Consider the following 16,350-nt stretch of genomic DNA (forward strand, 5'->3'; position numbering starts at 1 on the left):
GCCATGTGCTGCAACCTGCACGGCGCACTGCTGGCTGTGCTGCTGAGCCTGCTGCCTGCCTCGAGCTGGGCCAAGGAAACCCTCACCTGGCTGTTGCGCGACCTGCCGCCGCTGACCGTGTTCGAGGGCCCCAAAACCGGCCAGGGCGCCATGGACCAGCTGCTGCCGCTGCTCATCGCGCAGATGCCCGAGTACCAGCACAGCATCGTGCGGGTCAACCGCGCGCGCGGCATGCAGATGCTCCAGGAGTCCTCCTTCACCTGCGACCCCACGCTGCTGCGAACCCCGGAGCGCGAGCGCTTCGTGAAGTTCTCGATACCGGCGCTGGCTGCGCAGAGCAACATGGTGATTGCCCGCCAGAGTGACCAGGCAAGCCTTGCGCCGTACCTGCACGATGGCGAAATCGACCTGGACGCCCTGCTGGCAAGCAACACGCACAAGCTCGGTGTCGTCGGCCAGCGCAGCTACAGCCCCGCCGTGGACGCGATACTGGCCAACGCCCCGCCCGCCACCATCAGCCGCCATTACGGCAACGATGCGGTGGGCAGCCTGCTGCAGATGCAGCAGCTGGGGCGCCTGAACCTGCTGCTGGCCTACTGGCCGGAAGTGCGCTACATGAACGAAAAGCAGCCGCAGCCCCAGGCCCTGACGTACTTTCCGATCAAGGGCGTGGCGCGCTACCAGCTGACCTACGTGGGTTGCTCCGACACCCCGCTGGGCCGCGAGGCCATCAGCCACCTCGACCAGTTGCTGCGCAACCTGCGCCTGCAGACCCTGGCACCGCTGTATGCACAATGGCTAGAGCCCGACCAGCGCAAGACCTACCTCGATGCGGCGCGCGAGCTGCTGAGCCAGCACTGACCCCGGCACGCGCTTTTACGCAGGCAAAAAGAAACCCCGAGCGGTGGGGAGGCCGTCGGGGTTAAACGAGGGCTGCTTGGAGCCTCGCACGAACAGCCTGGCGGCATCGGAGCAAAATGCCGTTCAACTGTCCTTAAGCTGTCTGAGTACCTGTCTGGACAAAGGTTCCCGTCACGCCGCAACGATTTGCGCGCGGCCCTGGCGGGCATGTTTGAGGGCTGCGATCACGCAGGGTTGCAGGCGCCCTTCGTGGATGCGCAGGTCACGTTGGATACCGTCCACCAGGTCGATGAGCAGGCGCTGGTCATGCAGCTGGCTGGCCTTGACACTGCGCTGCAGCACGGTGTCGCCGGCAGGGTCGACCAGCTGCAGGTCGAAGTCGGCACTGGCATGCCGGGAGGTCAGCGTGACCTGATAGGGCGTCAATGCTTCACTTAGCAACAAGCTGATATTGTCCATCCATTCACCGTTCACGTTGTTGTTGAAGGGGGTCTTTCACTGACCCTCGGCACAGGCTGAAAGTTCTGCCGCGGCGCGCTGCACGTTCATCGAGCATGCCCGGTGCACATGACAGATTCATGCCACGGGCCCGGCCTCCGGGTGTTGCAGCAGCAACGGGTGCAACTGGCTGGGGCTGGCTGGCGCGGGGGTGCTGCCCAGCACCCGCAGGCCCGACAGCTCGATCAGTTCGACAACCCCCTGGAGCACGCTGCGTCTGGCGCCACTGAGGACAATCAGGGCACTGGCGAGGCCGTGCAGCGCCAGGTGCTCGATGAAGCCCATGCCATCGTGCTCGGGCGACAGCGGGTCGCAGATGACGATATCCACCGGCCCCCGTCGTTCGAGCACACCGTGCGCCTGGAGGGTCGTTTCAGCCACGCGCACGTCGTAGATGCCCAGGCCATTGAGCATCTGGTGCAGGTTCATCAGCCGATAGGCATGGGGCTCCAGAAGCAGAACCTTGAGTGAGCGCATGGGCGACTCCGGATTGGACGGGCGCCCACTCTAGGAAAGCCCGCGCGGGCGTCCCATAGGAAAAATCCGAAACCAGGGGGCGGCAACGTCCTCGTGTCGCCACGGTATCGACGCGTCGCGTCGGTTCGCCAGCAAGCCAGGTTCCTGCCGTGGCATGGCGGGCCGCGCAACAAAAAGCCCCGGGGCTTGCGCACCGGGGCCTGGTTCAACGCTGCATACCGCTGCCGTCAGAGCGGCTTGCCACGGTTGCCGTGCTGGCTGACGAAGGCCTGCACCGCTTTCAGGTCGTTGGGCAGTACCGTGCATTTCTCCTCGCGGGAGAACAGGTCGGTCAGGTGCGCCGGCAGCTCCAGGGCCTTGCCCACGCCCGCCTTCTCCACCGCCTCGGGGAACTTGACCGGGTGCGCGGTACCCAGCACCACCATCGGCGTGTCCAGGCTGCGACGGCACTCGCGGCCGGCCTTGACGCCAATCGCGGTGTGCGGGTCGAGCACTTCGCCGGTTTGCGCGAACACGTCGGCGATGGTCTCGCAGGTTTGCGCATCATCCACCGCCAGCGAATCGAACAGCTTGCGCGCCTCGGTCCAGCGGTCTTGCTCGACGCTGAAGCCGCCACCCTGCTTGAAGGTGTCCATCAGGCCGGCAATCTCGGCGCCGTTGCGACCGTGCAGGTCGAACAGCAGGCGCTCGAAGTTCGACGACACCATGATGTCCATCGACGGCGACAGGGTGGCGTGCAGGGTTTCCTTGACGTACTGGTTGCCGCTCATGAAGCGGTGCAGGATGTCGTTGCGGTTGGTTGCCACGATCAGCTGGCTGATCGGCAGGCCCATGTTGCGCGCCAGGTAGCCGGCGAAGATGTCGCCGAAGTTGCCGGTAGGCACCGAGAACGCCACCGAACGCGCCGGGCCACCCAACTGCAGGGCGGCGTGGAAGTAGTACACGATCTGGGCCATGATCCGCGCCCAGTTGATCGAGTTCACGGCCACCAGGCGGGTGCCCTTGAGGAAGCCCTGGTCGGCGAAGCTGGCCTTGACCATCTCCTGGCAGTCGTCGAAGTTGCCTTCGATGGCGATGTTGTGGATGTTCTCGCCGAAGATGGTGGTCATCTGGCGACGCTGAACTTCCGACACACGCTGGTGCGGGTGCAGAATGAAGATGTCGACGTTGTCGCAACGCCGACAGCCTTCGATGGCAGCCGAACCGGTGTCACCGCTGGTGGCACCGATGATCACCACGCGCTCGCCGCGCTTGGCCAGCACGTGATCGAGCAGGCGGCCGAGCAGTTGCAGGGCGAAGTCCTTGAACGCCAGGGTCGGGCCGTGGAACAGCTCCAGCACCCACTCGTTGCTGTTCAGCTGACGCAGCGGGGCAACCGCGGCGTGAGCGAACTCGCCGTAGGTTTCTTCGAGGATCTTCTTGAAGTCGGCATCGGCAATGGAGCCGGTGACGAACGGGCGCATCACCCGGAAGGCCAGCTCGTGGTACGGCAGGCCGGCCCACGAGGCGATTTCTTCCTGGGTGAAGCGCGGCAGGTTTTCCGGCACGTACAGGCCGCCATCGCTGGCCAGGCCGGCCAGCAGGACATCTTCAAAATTCAGGGCCGGTGCCTTGCCGCGGGTACTGATGTAACGCATGACCTATTCCTCTAACTCAAAGACGGCTCAGTTCAGTTGTTCGACGCGGATGCGCACAACGCTGCCAACCACATCCTGCAAGGCTTCCAGGGCGGTGATCGCGTCGTCCATGCGCTGCTCGAGCACGCTGTGGGTGAGCAGGATCATCGGCACCAGGCCATCGTGCTCCTCGACTTCCTTCTGCATGATCGACTCGATATTGATGCCGCGCTCGGACAGGATGCTCGCCACCTGGGCCAGCACGCCCGGACGATCCTTGGCCTGGATGCGCAGGTAGTAGGCGCTCTCGCAGGCTTCGATCGGCAGGATCGGGTGAGCCGACAGCGAGTCGGGCTGGAAAGCCAGGTGCGGCACGCGGTTTTCCGGGTCGCTGGTCATGGCACGGACCACGTCGACCAGGTCGGCGATCACCGACGAGGCGGTCGGTTCCATGCCGGCGCCGGCGCCGTAGAACAGGGTGGAGCCTGCGGCGTCACCGTTGACCATCACCGCGTTCATCACGCCGTTGACATTGGCGATCAGGCGGTCGGCCGGAATCAGCGTCGGGTGCACGCGCAGTTCGATGCCATTGGCCGTGCTGCGGGCCACGCCCAGGTGCTTGATGCGGTAGCCCAGCGCTTCGGCGTAGTTCACGTCGGCCGTGGTCAGCTGGGTGATGCCTTCGGTGTAGGCCTTGTCGAACTGCAGCGGGATACCGAAAGCGATGGACGCCAGGATGGTGAGCTTGTGCGCGGCGTCGATGCCCTCGACGTCGAACGTCGGGTCGGCCTCGGCATAGCCCAGCGCCTGGGCTTCGGCCAGCACGTCGGGGAAGGTGCGGCCCTTCTCGCGCATTTCGGTGAGGATGAAGTTGCCGGTGCCATTGATGATACCGGCCACCCAGTTGATGCGGTTGGCCGACAGGCCTTCGCGGATCGCCTTGATCACCGGGATGCCGCCGGCCACGGCCGCTTCGAAGGCGACGATGACGCCCTTCTCGCGCGCCCTGGCGAAGATCTCGTTGCCGTGCACGGCAATCAGCGCCTTGTTGGCGGTGACCACGTGCTTGCCGTTCTCGATGGCCTTGAGCACCAGCTCGCGGGCAATGGTGTAGCCGCCAATCAGTTCAATGACGATATCGATCTCGGGGTTGCTCGCGACCTCGAACACATCAGCGGTAATGGGGGTACCGGTAATCTGGCAGTTCGGGTTTGGCGTACGCATGGCGATTTGTGCCACTTCGATTCCACGCCCGGCGCGGCGGGCAATCTCCTCGGCGTTACGCTGAAGTACATTGAAGGTACCGCCACCGACGGTCCCCAACCCACAGATGCCTACTTTGACCGGTTTCACTGTGAACTCCCCATTGAACGACCGGCCATGCGCCGGTCGAAAAAACAGCCGTCTCCCCATGGTGACGGCTCACTGATTGAATTACTTGCTTGCGGTCAATGCCAGCTTGGCCACTTGCGGCGCCGGCTGATAACCCGGGATCACCTGACCGTCCTCGAGCACGATGGCCGGCGTGCCGTTGACGCCGATCGACTGCCCCATCTGGAACTGCTTGCTGACCGGGTTCTCGCACTTGGCGGCCTTGATTTCCTTGCCGTCGACCATCTTGTCCATGGCCGCCTTGCGGTCGGTGGAACACCATACCGCCTGCAGCTGCTGGTCACCCGACGAGCCCAGGCCCTGACGCGGGAAGGCCACGTAGCGCACCTCGATGCCGCGCTTGTTCAGCTCGGGCACTTCGGCATGCAGCTTGTGGCAGTACGGGCAGGTGGTGTCGGTGAACACGGTGATGTGCGACTTGGTTTCGCCCTTGGCAGGGTAAACCACCATTTCGGAAGCCGGAATCGCATTGATGGTCTTGGCGATGGCCACGCGCTCGGCCTTTTCGGTCAGGTTGACCGGCTTGCCGTCCTGGATCTGGAACAGATAGCCCTGTACCAGGAACTGGCCGTCGGCGCTGGCGTACAGCACACGGCCGCCCTTGAGCTTGACCTCGTACAGGCCGTTGACCGGGCTGGCAGCGATGCTGTCGACCGGTACTTCCGACTCCAGCGACTGCAGCGACTTGCGAATCGCCTGCTCGGCATCGTTGGCCGCAGCCACGGCGAAGGAACTGGCCAGCGCCAGGGCGGCGGCGGCTAAAATCTGGGTCACGCGCATGAAAACTCCTGAAGGCGGACAGGGGGCCGAAAGCGGAACAGGCGTACCGAAAAACGGCCGCGATCCAGGGCCCGGGTGTAAACCGCGAAAGCGTACCACATTCGCCGCCCTGCATTGACTGCTGGCGACGCATGCAATGTGCGATCAGCGCTCAGCCGCGCGGGTGATGACGGGCATGCAGTTCCTGCAGGCGGGCGCGGGCCACATGGGTGTAGATCTGGGTGGTCGACAGGTCGCTGTGGCCCAGCAGCATCTGCACCACGCGCAGGTCGGCGCCGTGGTTGAGCAGGTGGGTGGCGAAGGCATGGCGCAGGGTGTGCGGCGACAGCGCCTTGCCGATCCCGGCCACCTGGGCCTGGTGCTTGATGCGGTGCCAGAAGGTCTGGCGGGTCATCTGCTCGCCACGCTGGCTGGGGAACAGGACATCGCTGGGGCGGCCGTTGAGCAGTTCGACGCGGCCGTCGCGCAGGTAACGTTCTACCCACACCACCGCCTCCTCCCCCATCGGCACCAGGCGCTCCTTGCTGCCCTTGCCCATCACCCGCAGCACGCCCTGGCGCAGGTTGACCTGATCGAGAGTCAGGCTCACCAGCTCGGTGACGCGCAGCCCGCAGGCATACAGCACCTCGAGCATGGCGCGGTCACGCTGGCCGATGGCCTCGCCAAGGTCGGGAGCCTTCAACAGGGCCTCCACATCGGCCTCGGACAGCGACTTGGGCAACGGCTTGCCCAGTTGCGGCATGTCGACCTGCAGGGTCGGGTCGAGGGCGATCAGCTTCTCGCGCAGCAGGTAGCGATAGAAGCCACGCGCGCCCGACAGGAACCGCGCCGTGGAACGGGGCTTGTAGCCCTGGTCGAGGCGCCATGCCAAGTGGTCCAGGATCAGCTCGCGACCAGCATCGGGCAACACCATGCCACGTTCCTGAAGCCAGCCGTTGAACAGGGCCAGGTCGCTGCGGTAGGACGCTCGGGTGTTGTCGGAAAGCCCCTTCTCCAGCCACAGGGCGTCGAGGAACTGGTCGATCAGCGGGTGGTCGATGGCGGGCATGAAGACTCGGTGGTAGGCCGTAAAAATACCGCTAGTCTTCCATAACACCGCCGGCATAGGGAGCCCGAATGAACGAACAAGAGATATTGCTGGCATTCGGCGGGATCGGTGTCGCGGCCCTGGGCTGCCAGTGGCTGGCCTGGCGGCTGAAGCTGCCGGCGATCCTGTTCCTGCTGCTCAGCGGCATAATGGCCGGGCCGATCCTGGGTTGACTCGACCCGCAGGAAATGTTCGGCCCGCTGCTGATGCCGCTGGTGTCGCTGGCGGTGGCGCTGATCCTGTTCGAGGGCAGCCTGACCCTGCACCTGTCGCAATGGCGCGAGATCGGCACGGTGGTGCGGCGCATGGTGACCCTCGGCGCGCTGTCCACCTGGGTGGTGATCAGCGCGGCCACCCACTGGCTGCTGGGGTTCGACTGGCTGCTGGCGATCCTGTTCGGCACCCTGACCCTGGTCACCGGGCCGACCGTGATCGTGCCGATGCTGCGGGTGGTACGGCCCAAGGCGGCGGTGGCCAACATCCTGCGCTGGGAAGGCATCGTCATCGACCCGATCGGCGCCCTGCTGGCGGTGGTGGTGTACAGCTTCATCATTGCCAGCGCCGCTGGCGACGGCCTGAGCCAGAGCCTGCTGACGTTCGCCGGGGTGATCCTGTGCGGCAGCGCCTTCGGCGTGGCCGGTGGCTGGCTGCTGGGCCAGGTGATCCGCCATCAATGGCTGCCCGAGTACCTGCACAACCTGGCCTCGCTGGCAGCGGTGCTGGGGATCTTCATCGCCTCCAACCAGGTGATGCACGAGTCGGGGCTGCTGGCGGTGACCCTGATGGGCATGTGGCTGGCCAACATGAAGGGCGTGGATGTGCGCCAGATCCTGCACTTCAAGGAGAACCTCAGCGTGCTGCTGATCTCCGGCCTGTTCATTCTGCTGGCGGCGCGCCTGGACCTGAATGCCCTGCTCGGCCTGGGCCCTGCGGTGCTGGCCCTGCTGCTGGTGATCCAGCTGATTGCGCGGCCGCTGAACGTGGCGCTGTCGACCTGGGGCTCGCAGCTCAACTGGCGCGAGCGTGCGCTGCTGGCCTGGATCGCCCCGCGCGGCATCGTGGCCGCGGCAGTGTCGGCGATTTTCGCGATACGCCTGGACGAGGCCGGGCACGCGGGGGCCTTGCTGCTGGTGCCGCTGACGTTCGCGGTGATCATCGGTACGGTGGTGCTGCAAAGCGCCACGGCGCGGCCGCTGGCGCGCCTGCTCAAGGTGGCCGAGCCTGCCCCCAGCGGGTTTCTGATCGTGGGCGCCAACGCGCCGGCCAGGGCCCTGGGCACGGCCTTGCAACAACTGGGCAGCCGGGTGCTGCTGGCCGATTCGAGCTGGGAGAACATCCGCGCGGCGCGCATGGAGGGGTTGCCGACCTATTTCGGTCACCCGGCCTCGCAGCATGCCGATGCGCACCTGGACCTTGTAGGCCTGGGGCACCTGCTGGGGCTGTCGCCGGCGGGCGAGCTCAACACCCTGGCATGCACGCGCTTTCGACATGATTTCGGGCATCAGCGTCTGTTCGTGCTGGCCAGCGGGCTGGAACGCCAGCGCAGCGACAAGCACCGCGCCAGTGACGAACATCGCGGGCGCCTGTTTGGCAGCCAGGCGTTGACCTATGTGCAACTGGCCAACCTGTTCAACCAGGGCGCCGAGCTGTACACCACACACCTGACCGAGGCGTTTGGCTGGGCGGACTACCAGGCGTTGCATGGCGATCGCGCGACCTTGCTGTTTGCCCGCGATGCCAGTGGCTGGGTGTATGTGGTAGGGCCGGATACGGCGCTGAAGCCGGCGCCTGGGTGGACGCTGGTAGCGCTGGTCCAGCCGCAGGCAGGTTGATCGCGCGGGCTTGTTGGCCGTTCAGAAGCCGGGCAACACCGGCACCGGCCGCTTGTCTTCGTCGATGGCGACGAAGCTGAACAACCCGTGAATCGCCTTCTCGCGACTGTCGCAGCTCATGCTTTCGACAAACACCTCCACCTCGACCTTCAGGCTGGTGGTACCCACCTTCACCACCGTCCCCACCAGTTCCACGATCGAGCCGGCGGCAATCGGGTGCTTGAAGTCGATGCGGTCGGTCGACACCGTCACCAGCGGCAAGCGGCAGAAGCGCGTGGCGGCAATGAACGACACCTCGTCCATCCACGCCAGCGCGGTGCCGCCGAACAGGGTGTTGTGATGGTTGGTGGTCGAGGGGAACACCGCCTTGGTCACGCGGGTCACCGACAACTGGGTACGGCGCTGGATCTCTTGCTCTCTACTGTTCATGACATCTCTGAAACACGAATGACGGACAACAAAAAAGCAGCCCGAAGGCTGCTTTCTTTTCGCATGGCGGTCCCGTGCCCGCCGGTCAAACTAGCCTCAGGCCAGTTTTTCCTTGATGCGAGCGGCTTTGCCGGACAGGTCGCGCAGGTAGTACAGCTTGGCTTTACGCACGTCACCACGACGTTTCACGGCCAGGCTGTCGATCTGCGGGCTGTAGGTCTGGAAAGTACGCTCTACGCCAACACCGTTGGAGATTTTACGAACAGTGAAAGCACTGTTCACACCACGGTTACGCTTGGCGATAACAACACCTTCGAACGCCTGCAGACGCGAACGGTCGCCTTCCTTCACTTTCACCTGAACGACAACAGTGTCGCCTGGGGCAAAGGTCGGGATCTCTTTGGTCATCTGCTCGGCTTCGAGTTGCAGAATGATTTTGTTGGTCATGCTGTGCTCCTAAGATAGGTCGTCAGACCCACCATCGATACGTTAACTATCGTCCCGCTCTCGGAGATACTCCTCGAGCAGCTTCTTCTCTTCTCCAGAAAGTGAGCGACTTTCCAGAAGATCGACGCGTCGTTCATAGGTCCGCCCAAGGGACTGCTGTAAACGCCAGCGCCGGATGTGTGCATGGTTGCCACTGAGCAACACGTCGGGAACACGCTGATCCGCATACACCTCCGGTCGGGTGTAGTGCGGGCAATCGAGCAGACCATCGGTGAAGGAGTCTTCCTCCGCCGAGTCCGCATGCCCTAAAGCTCCGGGCAGCAGCCGCGTAACCGCATCGATCAGGACCATCGCCGGCAGCTCGCCGCCAGACAGTACATAGTCGCCAATCGACCACTCTTCATCGACATGAGCCTGAATGAACCGCTCGTCAATGCCTTCATAACGACCTGCGATGAGAATCAACGACTCTGCATTCGCCAGTTCGCGTACCGCCGACTGATTCAGCTGACGGCCTTGTGGCGACAGGTAGATCACCTTCGCCGCTTCCCCTGCCTGCTGCCTGGCCTGAACCAGCGCATCTTCCAGGGGCTTGATCTTCATCACCATGCCCGGACCACCGCCAAACGGCCGATCATCCACGGTGTGGTGGCGATCTGTGGTGTAGTCCCGCGGATTGTGGCAGGTCAGTTGCAACAACCCCTGCTTCACCGCGCGGCTGGTAATGCCGTACTCACTGATGGCCGAGAACATCTCGGGGAACAACGTAATGACTTCGACACGAAGGCTCGCCATCGTCTAGAAGTCCGCGTCCCATTCCACCCTCATTTCGCCTGCAGCCAGGTCGACCTTCAACACGCACTGCCCGGTATAGGGCAACAGGCGTTCACGATCATCCAGGCTGCCCACGCAGGGCTTGACCACCATTACATCGTTCGCGCCGGTCTCCAACAGGTGATCTACCGTGCCGAACAGCTGTTCGTCCTGGTTGATGACTTTCAGACCTACCAACTGGTACCAGTAGTACTCGTCTTCGGTCAGGTCGGGCAAAAGGCTACGCGAGATGCAAATCTCGTAACCGCTCAGAAGACGGGCTTCATCGCGATCGTCGAGGCCTTTGAGCTTGGCAACCAGATCCTTTTGAGTGGATCGGCCGCTGACCAGCTCGACCTGCTTGACCACACCTTCGCGCCGGAGCGTCCAGTTGCGGTAATCCAACAGGTTTTCAATCGGATCGGTAAAGGAAAAGACCTTCACCTCGCCGCGAACGCCGTGAACCGAAAAAATCTTGCCAACAACGATCAGGTCGTCAGCTTTTTCTGGCGTCGCGCTCATACTATTCAGGCAGCAGCCTTAGCAGCATCTTTCAGCAGTTTTGCAACGCGCTCGGATGGCTGTGCGCCAACGCTCAGCCAGTGAGCAACGCGATCCTGCTTAACGGACAGGCGAACTTCCTGGCCACGAGCGATAGGGTTGAAGAAACCAACCTGCTCGATGTGCGAACCGGTAACCGGGTTACGCGAGTCGGTCACGGTCAGGGTGTAGAATGGGCGCTTTTTGGAGCCGCCACGGGCAAGACGGATGGTTAGCATAGAACATCGTTCCTGTAGTCGGTGCTGCAAATCATAATGCACAGCGGGCACACGGGTGCCCGAAAGGCCGCATATTCTCAAGGAATACACGGACTTTTGCAAATGCCTTTTAACGGCGAGCGACAAGCCGCCGTGCTGATCTGCGAATGAGCCGCTTCTGTATATAGAAGGCGGCACGGGTCCCGCCAGCGGCGGGGTTCCGGTCGGTGCCCCACGGGAGGCACCGGCCTGAATGTGGTTACAGCTTGGGCATGCCGCCGCCAGGCAGCATGCCGCCAAGGCCGCGCATCATCTTCGACATGCCGCCCTTGGTGGAAAACTTCTTCATCATCTTCTGCATCTGCTTGTGCTGCTTGATCAAGCGGCCGATGTCCTGCACCTGGGTGCCCGAGCCCATGGCGATGCGGCGCTTGCGCGAACCGCTGATCAGCTCGGGGTCGCGGCGCTCGGCCGGGGTCATGGAGTTGATGATCGCCTCCATCTGCTTGAACTGCTTCTCTGCCGCGCCCTGGGCATTGCCCATCTGCGACAGGTTGACGCCGCCGATGCTCGGCATCTTGTCCATCAGGCCGCTCAGGCCGCCCATGTTCTTCATCTGCTGCAGCTGGTCGCGGAAGTCCTCGAGATCGAAGCCCTTGCCCTTCTTCAGCTTCTTGGCCAGCTTGTCGGCCTTTTCCTTGTCCAGGGTCTGCTCGGCCTGCTCGATCAGGCTGAGCACGTCGCCCATGCCCAGGATCCGCGAGGCAATGCGGTCCGGGTGGAACGGTTCGAGCGCTTCGCTCTTCTCGCCCATGCCGATGAACTTGATCGGCTTGCCGGTGATCGCGCGTACCGACAGCGCGGCACCGCCACGGGCATCACCGTCGACCTTGGTCAGGATCACGCCGGTCAGCGGCAGCGCCTCGCCAAACGCCTTGGCGGTGTTGGCGGCGTCCTGGCCGGTCATGGCATCGACCACGAACAGGGTCTCGATCGGCTTGACCGCAGCGTGCAGCTGCTTGATCTCGCCCATCATCTCGGCATCGATGTGCAGACGCCCGGCGGTGTCGACGATGACCACGTCGATGAACTTGAGCTTGGCTTCGCGAATCGCCGCCTCGGCGATGGCCACCGGCTTCTGCGTGATGTCCGACGGGAAGAAGGTCACGCCGATGTCGTTGGCCAGGGTTTCGAGCTGCTTGATGGCCGCCGGACGGTACACGTCGGCCGACACCACCATCACGCTCTTCTTCTTGCGCTCCTTGAGAAAGCGCGCCAGCTTGCCGGCGGTGGTGGTCTTGCCCGCACCCTGCAGGCCGGCCATCAGCACCACGGCAGGCGGCGCGCTGTTGAGCGCGAGGTCTTCGTTGGCCGCGCCCATCAGCTCTTCGAGTTCGGCCTGGACGATCTTCACGAACGCCTGGCCAGGCGTCAGGCTGCGCGACACCTCGGTGCCGACCGCGCGTTCCTTGACCTTGTTGACGAAATCCTTGACCACCGGCAGGGCGACGTCGGCCTCGAGCAACGCCATGCGCACTTCGCGCAGGGTGTCTTTAATATTGTCCTCGGTGAGCTTGGCTTTACCGGTGACATGGCGCAGCGTCTGTGACAGACGGTCGGTCAGGTTTTCAAACATGGGGATCCTTTCAGGCTCTGTAGAACCGAGGTTTATCAGCTGCCCCTGGCGCATTCGGCCAGCCTTGGGCAAGGGCAGGCCGGCGATTATAGCGAAGACTCGCGCACGCGCACACCATGGCGTCGGCCACCAGTCTTCCTTGGCAGGCGCGTTGTATGCCAAACTCAGGGCCTTTCGGGCTTGCCTAACAGGACTTATGCTCCCCTTGTCACCCAGCTTGCTACCCAATCTGATCGCCGCCTGCCTGTACGCCGCCGCGATTTTCTATCAAGGCACCCGCCTGGCCCGAGGCACCAAGGCCGACAAGCGGCTGCTCGGAATGCTCGGCGCCTTCGCCGTGGTCGCTCAGGGCACCGCGTTGTGCTGGCAGCTGCTCACGCCGCTGGGCCTGAGCCTGGACTTCTTCAGCGCCGCCAGCCTGATCGCCACCGCAGTGATTGCCCTGACCCTGGTCGCCACCCTGCGCATCCCGGTGGAGAACCTGTTGCTGCTGCTGTTCCCGCTGGGCCTGCTGACCGCGCTGATGGCGCAGTTCGCGCCCTCGGGCACGGTGCCGCTGGTCAACGAGGAGCCCGGCATCCTGGCGCATATCCTGCTGTCGATCCTGGCCTACGGGCTGTTCACCATCGCGGTGTTCCAGGCCTTGCTGCTGCTGGTGCAGGATTACCAGCTCAAGCACAAGCACCCCTCGGGCCTGATCCGCAACTTCCCGCCGCTGCAGACCATGGAGAGCCTGCTGTTCGGCTTCCTGTGGGCCGGCTGGGCGCTGCTGTCGCTGTCGCTGATCTCCGGCTGGCTGTTCCTGGACAACCTGTTCGCCCAGCACCTGGTGCACAAGACCCTGCTCGCCTGCGTGGCCTGGATCGTCTTCGGCGTCCTGCTGTGGGGCCGCACCCGCCTGGGCTGGCGCGGTCACAAGGCGATCCGCTGGACCCTGGCCGGTTTCTGCCTGCTGATGCTGGCGTATTTCGGCAGCAAGCTGGTACGCGAATTCATTCTGCATATCTGACAGGCGACCTATGAACACTCTGCCGTTAGGCCCACAGGTCGCGGTACTGGCACTGACCCTGGTGTGGTCGGCGCTGTTCAGCGCAGTGGATGCCGCCCAGCAGCAACAGGGCGGCACCCGCCGCAATGGCCCCAGAAACGAACGTGCACTGATGCTGGGCGCCACCCTGGGCAAGCTGCTGGTGTTCGCGCTGGCCTCGCTGCTGGGCTTTGCCCATGCCGGCGAGCGCGGCTTCTGGCTGGCCTGCGCGGCAGCGGCACTGGCCGTGCTGGTGCTCACCGACTACCTCCCCCGCCAGCTGGCCCGACGCTACCCCGACGCCCTGCTGGGCCTGGGCGAGAGCCTGCTCAAGGTGCCGCTCATGCTGCTGCAGCCACTGGCCTGGCTGCTCGATGGCGTTGCACGCCTGTTGCTGCGCCCCTTCGCGGGCAAGGTCACGGCCGTCACCCAGCATGACAATCGCCACGACACCCCCGGTGCCTCCGGTGCGCCGGACGAGGAACATGCCCAGCACAGGAGCGACCTGCTCGGCAGCCTTCAGGCGCTGGACAAGGTGACGGTCAACGACATCCTGGTGCCGCGCAACGATGTCGACGGGATCAACCTCGACGAGCCGATCGAAAAGATCATCGAGCAACTGATCGTCAGCCGTCACACCCGCCTGCCGGTGTTCCACAGTGATATCAACCAGGTCGAGGCGATCCTCAACACGCGTCAGATCAGCCACCTGCTGCCCAAGGCCGAGCTGACCCTGGCCAACCTGCTGGCGGCGTGCTACGAGCCATACTTCGTGCCCGAAAGCACCCCGCTGCAGTTGCAGCTGCTGAACTTTCACAAACAGCAGCGGCGCCTGGGCGTGGTGGTGGACGAATATGGCGAAGTGCAGGGCATCGTCACCCTGGAAGACATTCTTGAAGAGATCGTGGGCGAGTTCGAGGAAGAGCACAGCCTGGACAACCCGCACATTCACCCGCAGCCCGATGGGCGCTACGTGATCGAGGGCAACATTTCGATCCGCGAGCTCAACCGCAGCCTGGGCTGGCACCTGCCCAGCGACGGCCCGAAAACCCTGAACGGCCTGGTGACCGAGGCGCTGGAAAGCATCCCTGCCAGCGCGGTGTGCCTGAAAATGGGCCGTTATCGCATGGAAATCCTCGAAACCGAGGACAATTGCGCCAGCCGCATACTGGTCTGGACCGTTTCCCGCTAGCTATACTCGAGCCCGCCGGCGCTTGCCCGCGGCAGGTGCCGGAGCCTTCGCAGCACTCGACAGGGAAACGTTCATGACGACCAGCAGCACCTATAACAACAACGATGAAACCGCAGCGCCCCCAGTCAACTCGCCCGCCCGGGTAGCCACGGCCAGCTTCATCGGCACCGCCATCGAGTTCTACGACTTCTACGTATACGCCACGGCAGCGGCCCTGGTGATCGGCCCGGTGTTCTTCCCGCAGACCTCGGGCACCGCGCAGATGCTCTCGGCCTTCCTCACCTTCGGCATCGCGTTTCTGGCGCGCCCGCTGGGTTCGGCGCTGTTCGGCCATTTTGGCGACCGCATCGGCCGCAAGTCGACGCTGGTGGCCTCGCTGCTGCTGATGGGCATCTGCACCACGCTGATCGGCGTGCTGCCGGGTTACGACAGCATTGGCGCCTGGGCGCCGATCCTGCTGTGCCTGCTGCGCTTCGGCCAGGGCCTGGGGCTGGGCGGCGAATGGGGCGGTGCAGCGCTGCTGGCCACCGAGAACGCGCCCAAGGGCAAGCGGGCGTGGTTCGGCATGTTCCCGCAGCTGGGCCCTTCGATCGGCTTTCTGGCGGCCAACGGCCTGTTCCTGACCCTGGCCATGACCCTTTCCGACGAGCAGTTCCGCAGCTGGGGCTGGCGCATTCCGTTCCTGCTCAGCGCCGCGCTGGTGATCGTGGGGCTGTATGTGCGGCTCAAGCTCGAGGAGTCGCCGGTGTTCGCCAAGGCCGTGGCGCGCCACGAGCGGGTGAAGATGCCGGTGGTCGAGCTGTTCGCACAGTACTGGGCGCCCACCCTGCTGGGCGCGGCGGCGATGGTGGTGTGCTACGCGCTGTTCTACATCTCGACGGTGTTCTCGCTGAGCTACGGGGTATCGACCCTTGGCTACAGCCGCGAGACCTTTCTGGCACTGCTGTGCTTTGCGGTGGTGTTCATGGCCCTGGCCACGCCGCTGTCGGCCTGGCTGAGCGACCGGTACGGACGCAAGCCGGTGCTGATCGTGGGTGGGGTGCTGGCCATCCTGTCGGGGTTCACCATGGAGCCGCTGCTGACGTCGGGGTCGACCGCGGGCGTGGCGCTGTTTCTGGCCATCGAACTGTTTCTGATGGGGGTGACGTTCGCGCCGATGGGGGCGCTGCTGCCTGAGCTATTCCCCACGCACGTGCGCTATACCGGGGCCTCGGCGGCGTACAACCTGGGCGGGATCGTCGGGGCCTCGGCGGCGCCGTTCTTTGCGCAGAAGCTGGTGGCCATGGGCGGCCTGAGCTGGGTGGGCGGGTATGTGTCGGCGGCGGCAGTACTGAGCCTGATTGCAGTGCTGTGCCTGAAAGAGACCCGGCATACGGAACTCTGAAGACAGGCTGCTGCGCAGCTATCGCGGGTCAGGCCCGCTCCCACAGGCATCATCACTGCCCCTGTGGGAGCGGGCCTGCCCCGCGATGAAGTATCGAAGCCTTACAGCACGACGCTGACTG

At 64.1% G+C, this 16,350-nt stretch carries 16 protein-coding genes and 1 pseudogene; 5 read left to right on the forward strand and 12 right to left on the reverse strand.

The annotated features are described in order from the left end of the window. Positions 1–3: 3 nt before the first annotated feature. Positions 4–861, forward strand: coding sequence for a TIGR02285 family protein (locus tag QMX96_RS01330; RefSeq protein WP_282360686.1), 858 nt, complete (start codon positions 4–6; stop codon positions 859–861). A gap of 171 nt (positions 862–1,032) precedes the next feature. On the opposite strand, the gene QMX96_RS01335 is transcribed toward QMX96_RS01330, so the two are convergent. From QMX96_RS01335 to xerD, 6 genes are all read right to left on the reverse strand, one after another. Next, positions 1,033–1,320 (reverse strand): DUF3509 domain-containing protein, encoded by a 288-nt coding sequence (locus tag QMX96_RS01335; RefSeq protein WP_054915027.1) that lies wholly within the window; start codon positions 1,318–1,320, stop codon positions 1,033–1,035. Positions 1,321–1,437: 117 nt separating this feature from the next. Next, positions 1,438–1,836, reverse strand: a complete 399-nt coding sequence (locus QMX96_RS01340) for a response regulator (protein ID WP_052504291.1) — start codon at positions 1,834–1,836, stop codon at positions 1,438–1,440. Between the two features lie 227 nt (positions 1,837–2,063). Beyond that, on the reverse strand, positions 2,064–3,473 hold the full coding sequence (gene thrC, locus QMX96_RS01345; RefSeq protein ID WP_054915029.1) for a threonine synthase: 1,410 nt from the start codon (positions 3,471–3,473) through the stop codon (positions 2,064–2,066). 27 nt (positions 3,474–3,500) lie between these two features. After that, entirely contained in the window at positions 3,501–4,805 is a 1,305-nt protein-coding gene (locus QMX96_RS01350; RefSeq protein ID WP_043863191.1) for a homoserine dehydrogenase, read from the reverse strand. An 81-nt stretch (positions 4,806–4,886) separates the two neighbouring features. Beyond that, complete coding sequence (gene dsbC / locus QMX96_RS01355; protein ID WP_282360690.1) at positions 4,887–5,624, reverse strand: bifunctional protein-disulfide isomerase/oxidoreductase DsbC; 738 nt, start codon at positions 5,622–5,624, stop codon at positions 4,887–4,889. 151 nt (positions 5,625–5,775) lie between these two features. Beyond that, positions 5,776–6,672 carry a site-specific tyrosine recombinase XerD gene (gene xerD, locus QMX96_RS01360; RefSeq protein WP_043863189.1) on the reverse strand — a complete coding sequence of 299 codons (897 nt, stop codon included), beginning with the start codon at positions 6,670–6,672 and terminating at the stop codon, positions 5,776–5,778. Positions 6,673–6,740: 68 nt separating this feature from the next. On the opposite strand from xerD, the pseudogene QMX96_RS01365 reads away from it, so the two are divergent. Next, positions 6,741–8,543 (forward strand): annotated as a pseudogene (locus QMX96_RS01365) (sodium:proton antiporter). Between the two features lie 21 nt (positions 8,544–8,564). Here QMX96_RS01365 and QMX96_RS01370 read toward each other — a convergent pair. The 6 genes from QMX96_RS01370 to ffh all read right to left on the reverse strand — a co-directional run bounded on the left by QMX96_RS01370 (position 8,565) and on the right by ffh (position 12,626). After that, positions 8,565–8,972, reverse strand: a complete 408-nt coding sequence (locus QMX96_RS01370) for an acyl-CoA thioesterase (protein WP_043863187.1) — start codon at positions 8,970–8,972, stop codon at positions 8,565–8,567. Between the two features lie 96 nt (positions 8,973–9,068). Beyond that, the gene (gene rplS, locus QMX96_RS01375) at positions 9,069–9,419 is read right to left on the reverse strand and encodes a 50S ribosomal protein L19 (protein WP_043863186.1); all 351 of its coding nucleotides are present in this window, start codon (positions 9,417–9,419) and stop codon (positions 9,069–9,071) included. A 42-nt stretch (positions 9,420–9,461) separates the two neighbouring features. After that, the gene (gene trmD / locus QMX96_RS01380; RefSeq protein WP_043863185.1) at positions 9,462–10,214 is read right to left on the reverse strand and encodes a tRNA (guanosine(37)-N1)-methyltransferase TrmD; all 753 of its coding nucleotides are present in this window, start codon (positions 10,212–10,214) and stop codon (positions 9,462–9,464) included. Between the two features lie 3 nt (positions 10,215–10,217). After that, on the reverse strand, positions 10,218–10,754 hold the full coding sequence (gene rimM / locus QMX96_RS01385) for a ribosome maturation factor RimM (RefSeq protein WP_043863184.1): 537 nt from the start codon (positions 10,752–10,754) through the stop codon (positions 10,218–10,220). A gap of 5 nt (positions 10,755–10,759) precedes the next feature. Further along, the gene (rpsP, locus tag QMX96_RS01390) at positions 10,760–11,011 is read right to left on the reverse strand and encodes a 30S ribosomal protein S16 (RefSeq protein ID WP_028942918.1); all 252 of its coding nucleotides are present in this window, start codon (positions 11,009–11,011) and stop codon (positions 10,760–10,762) included. A 238-nt stretch (positions 11,012–11,249) separates the two neighbouring features. Continuing rightward, positions 11,250–12,626 carry a signal recognition particle protein gene (gene ffh, locus QMX96_RS01395; RefSeq protein ID WP_043863183.1) on the reverse strand — a complete coding sequence of 459 codons (1,377 nt, stop codon included), beginning with the start codon at positions 12,624–12,626 and terminating at the stop codon, positions 11,250–11,252. A gap of 205 nt (positions 12,627–12,831) precedes the next feature. Between ffh and ccsA the strand changes: the two genes are divergently transcribed. From ccsA to QMX96_RS01410, 3 genes are all read left to right on the forward strand, one after another. After that, positions 12,832–13,635 carry a cytochrome c biogenesis protein CcsA gene (ccsA, locus tag QMX96_RS01400; RefSeq protein WP_162484878.1) on the forward strand — a complete coding sequence of 268 codons (804 nt, stop codon included), beginning with the start codon at positions 12,832–12,834 and terminating at the stop codon, positions 13,633–13,635. A 10-nt stretch (positions 13,636–13,645) separates the two neighbouring features. Further along, on the forward strand, positions 13,646–14,845 hold the full coding sequence (locus QMX96_RS01405; RefSeq protein ID WP_282360712.1) for a transporter associated domain-containing protein: 1,200 nt from the start codon (positions 13,646–13,648) through the stop codon (positions 14,843–14,845). Between the two features lie 73 nt (positions 14,846–14,918). Next, entirely contained in the window at positions 14,919–16,229 is a 1,311-nt protein-coding gene (locus QMX96_RS01410) for an MFS transporter (protein ID WP_043863180.1), read from the forward strand. Positions 16,230–16,350 lie beyond the last annotated feature (121 nt).

This window comes from Pseudomonas sp. PS01300 (assembly GCF_029960155.1).
Classification (GTDB): domain Bacteria; phylum Pseudomonadota; class Gammaproteobacteria; order Pseudomonadales; family Pseudomonadaceae; genus Aquipseudomonas; species Aquipseudomonas palmensis.

What these genes read in the sequence shown, in the direction of transcription:
- QMX96_RS01330 (WP_282360686.1), top strand. Translation starts at nt 4, where the DNA reads ATGTGCTGCAACCTGCACGGCGCACTGCTGGCTGTGCTGCTGAGCCTG.
- QMX96_RS01335 (WP_054915027.1), bottom strand. Translation starts at nt 1,320, where the DNA reads ATGGACAATATCAGCTTGTTGCTAAGTGAAGCATTGACGCCCTATCAG.
- QMX96_RS01340 (WP_052504291.1), bottom strand. Translation starts at nt 1,836, where the DNA reads ATGCGCTCACTCAAGGTTCTGCTTCTGGAGCCCCATGCCTATCGGCTG.
- thrC (WP_054915029.1), bottom strand. Translation starts at nt 3,473, where the DNA reads ATGCGTTACATCAGTACCCGCGGCAAGGCACCGGCCCTGAATTTTGAA.
- dsbC (WP_282360690.1), bottom strand. Translation starts at nt 5,624, where the DNA reads ATGCGCGTGACCCAGATTTTAGCCGCCGCCGCCCTGGCGCTGGCCAGT.
- xerD (WP_043863189.1), bottom strand. Translation starts at nt 6,672, where the DNA reads ATGCCCGCCATCGACCACCCGCTGATCGACCAGTTCCTCGACGCCCTG.
- QMX96_RS01370 (WP_043863187.1), bottom strand. Translation starts at nt 8,972, where the DNA reads ATGAACAGTAGAGAGCAAGAGATCCAGCGCCGTACCCAGTTGTCGGTG.
- rplS (WP_043863186.1), bottom strand. Translation starts at nt 9,419, where the DNA reads ATGACCAACAAAATCATTCTGCAACTCGAAGCCGAGCAGATGACCAAA.
- trmD (WP_043863185.1), bottom strand. Translation starts at nt 10,214, where the DNA reads ATGGCGAGCCTTCGTGTCGAAGTCATTACGTTGTTCCCCGAGATGTTC.
- rimM (WP_043863184.1), bottom strand. Translation starts at nt 10,754, where the DNA reads ATGAGCGCGACGCCAGAAAAAGCTGACGACCTGATCGTTGTTGGCAAG.
- rpsP (WP_028942918.1), bottom strand. Translation starts at nt 11,011, where the DNA reads ATGCTAACCATCCGTCTTGCCCGTGGCGGCTCCAAAAAGCGCCCATTC.
- ffh (WP_043863183.1), bottom strand. Translation starts at nt 12,626, where the DNA reads ATGTTTGAAAACCTGACCGACCGTCTGTCACAGACGCTGCGCCATGTC.
- QMX96_RS01405 (WP_282360712.1), top strand. Translation starts at nt 13,646, where the DNA reads ATGAACACTCTGCCGTTAGGCCCACAGGTCGCGGTACTGGCACTGACC.
- QMX96_RS01410 (WP_043863180.1), top strand. Translation starts at nt 14,919, where the DNA reads ATGACGACCAGCAGCACCTATAACAACAACGATGAAACCGCAGCGCCC.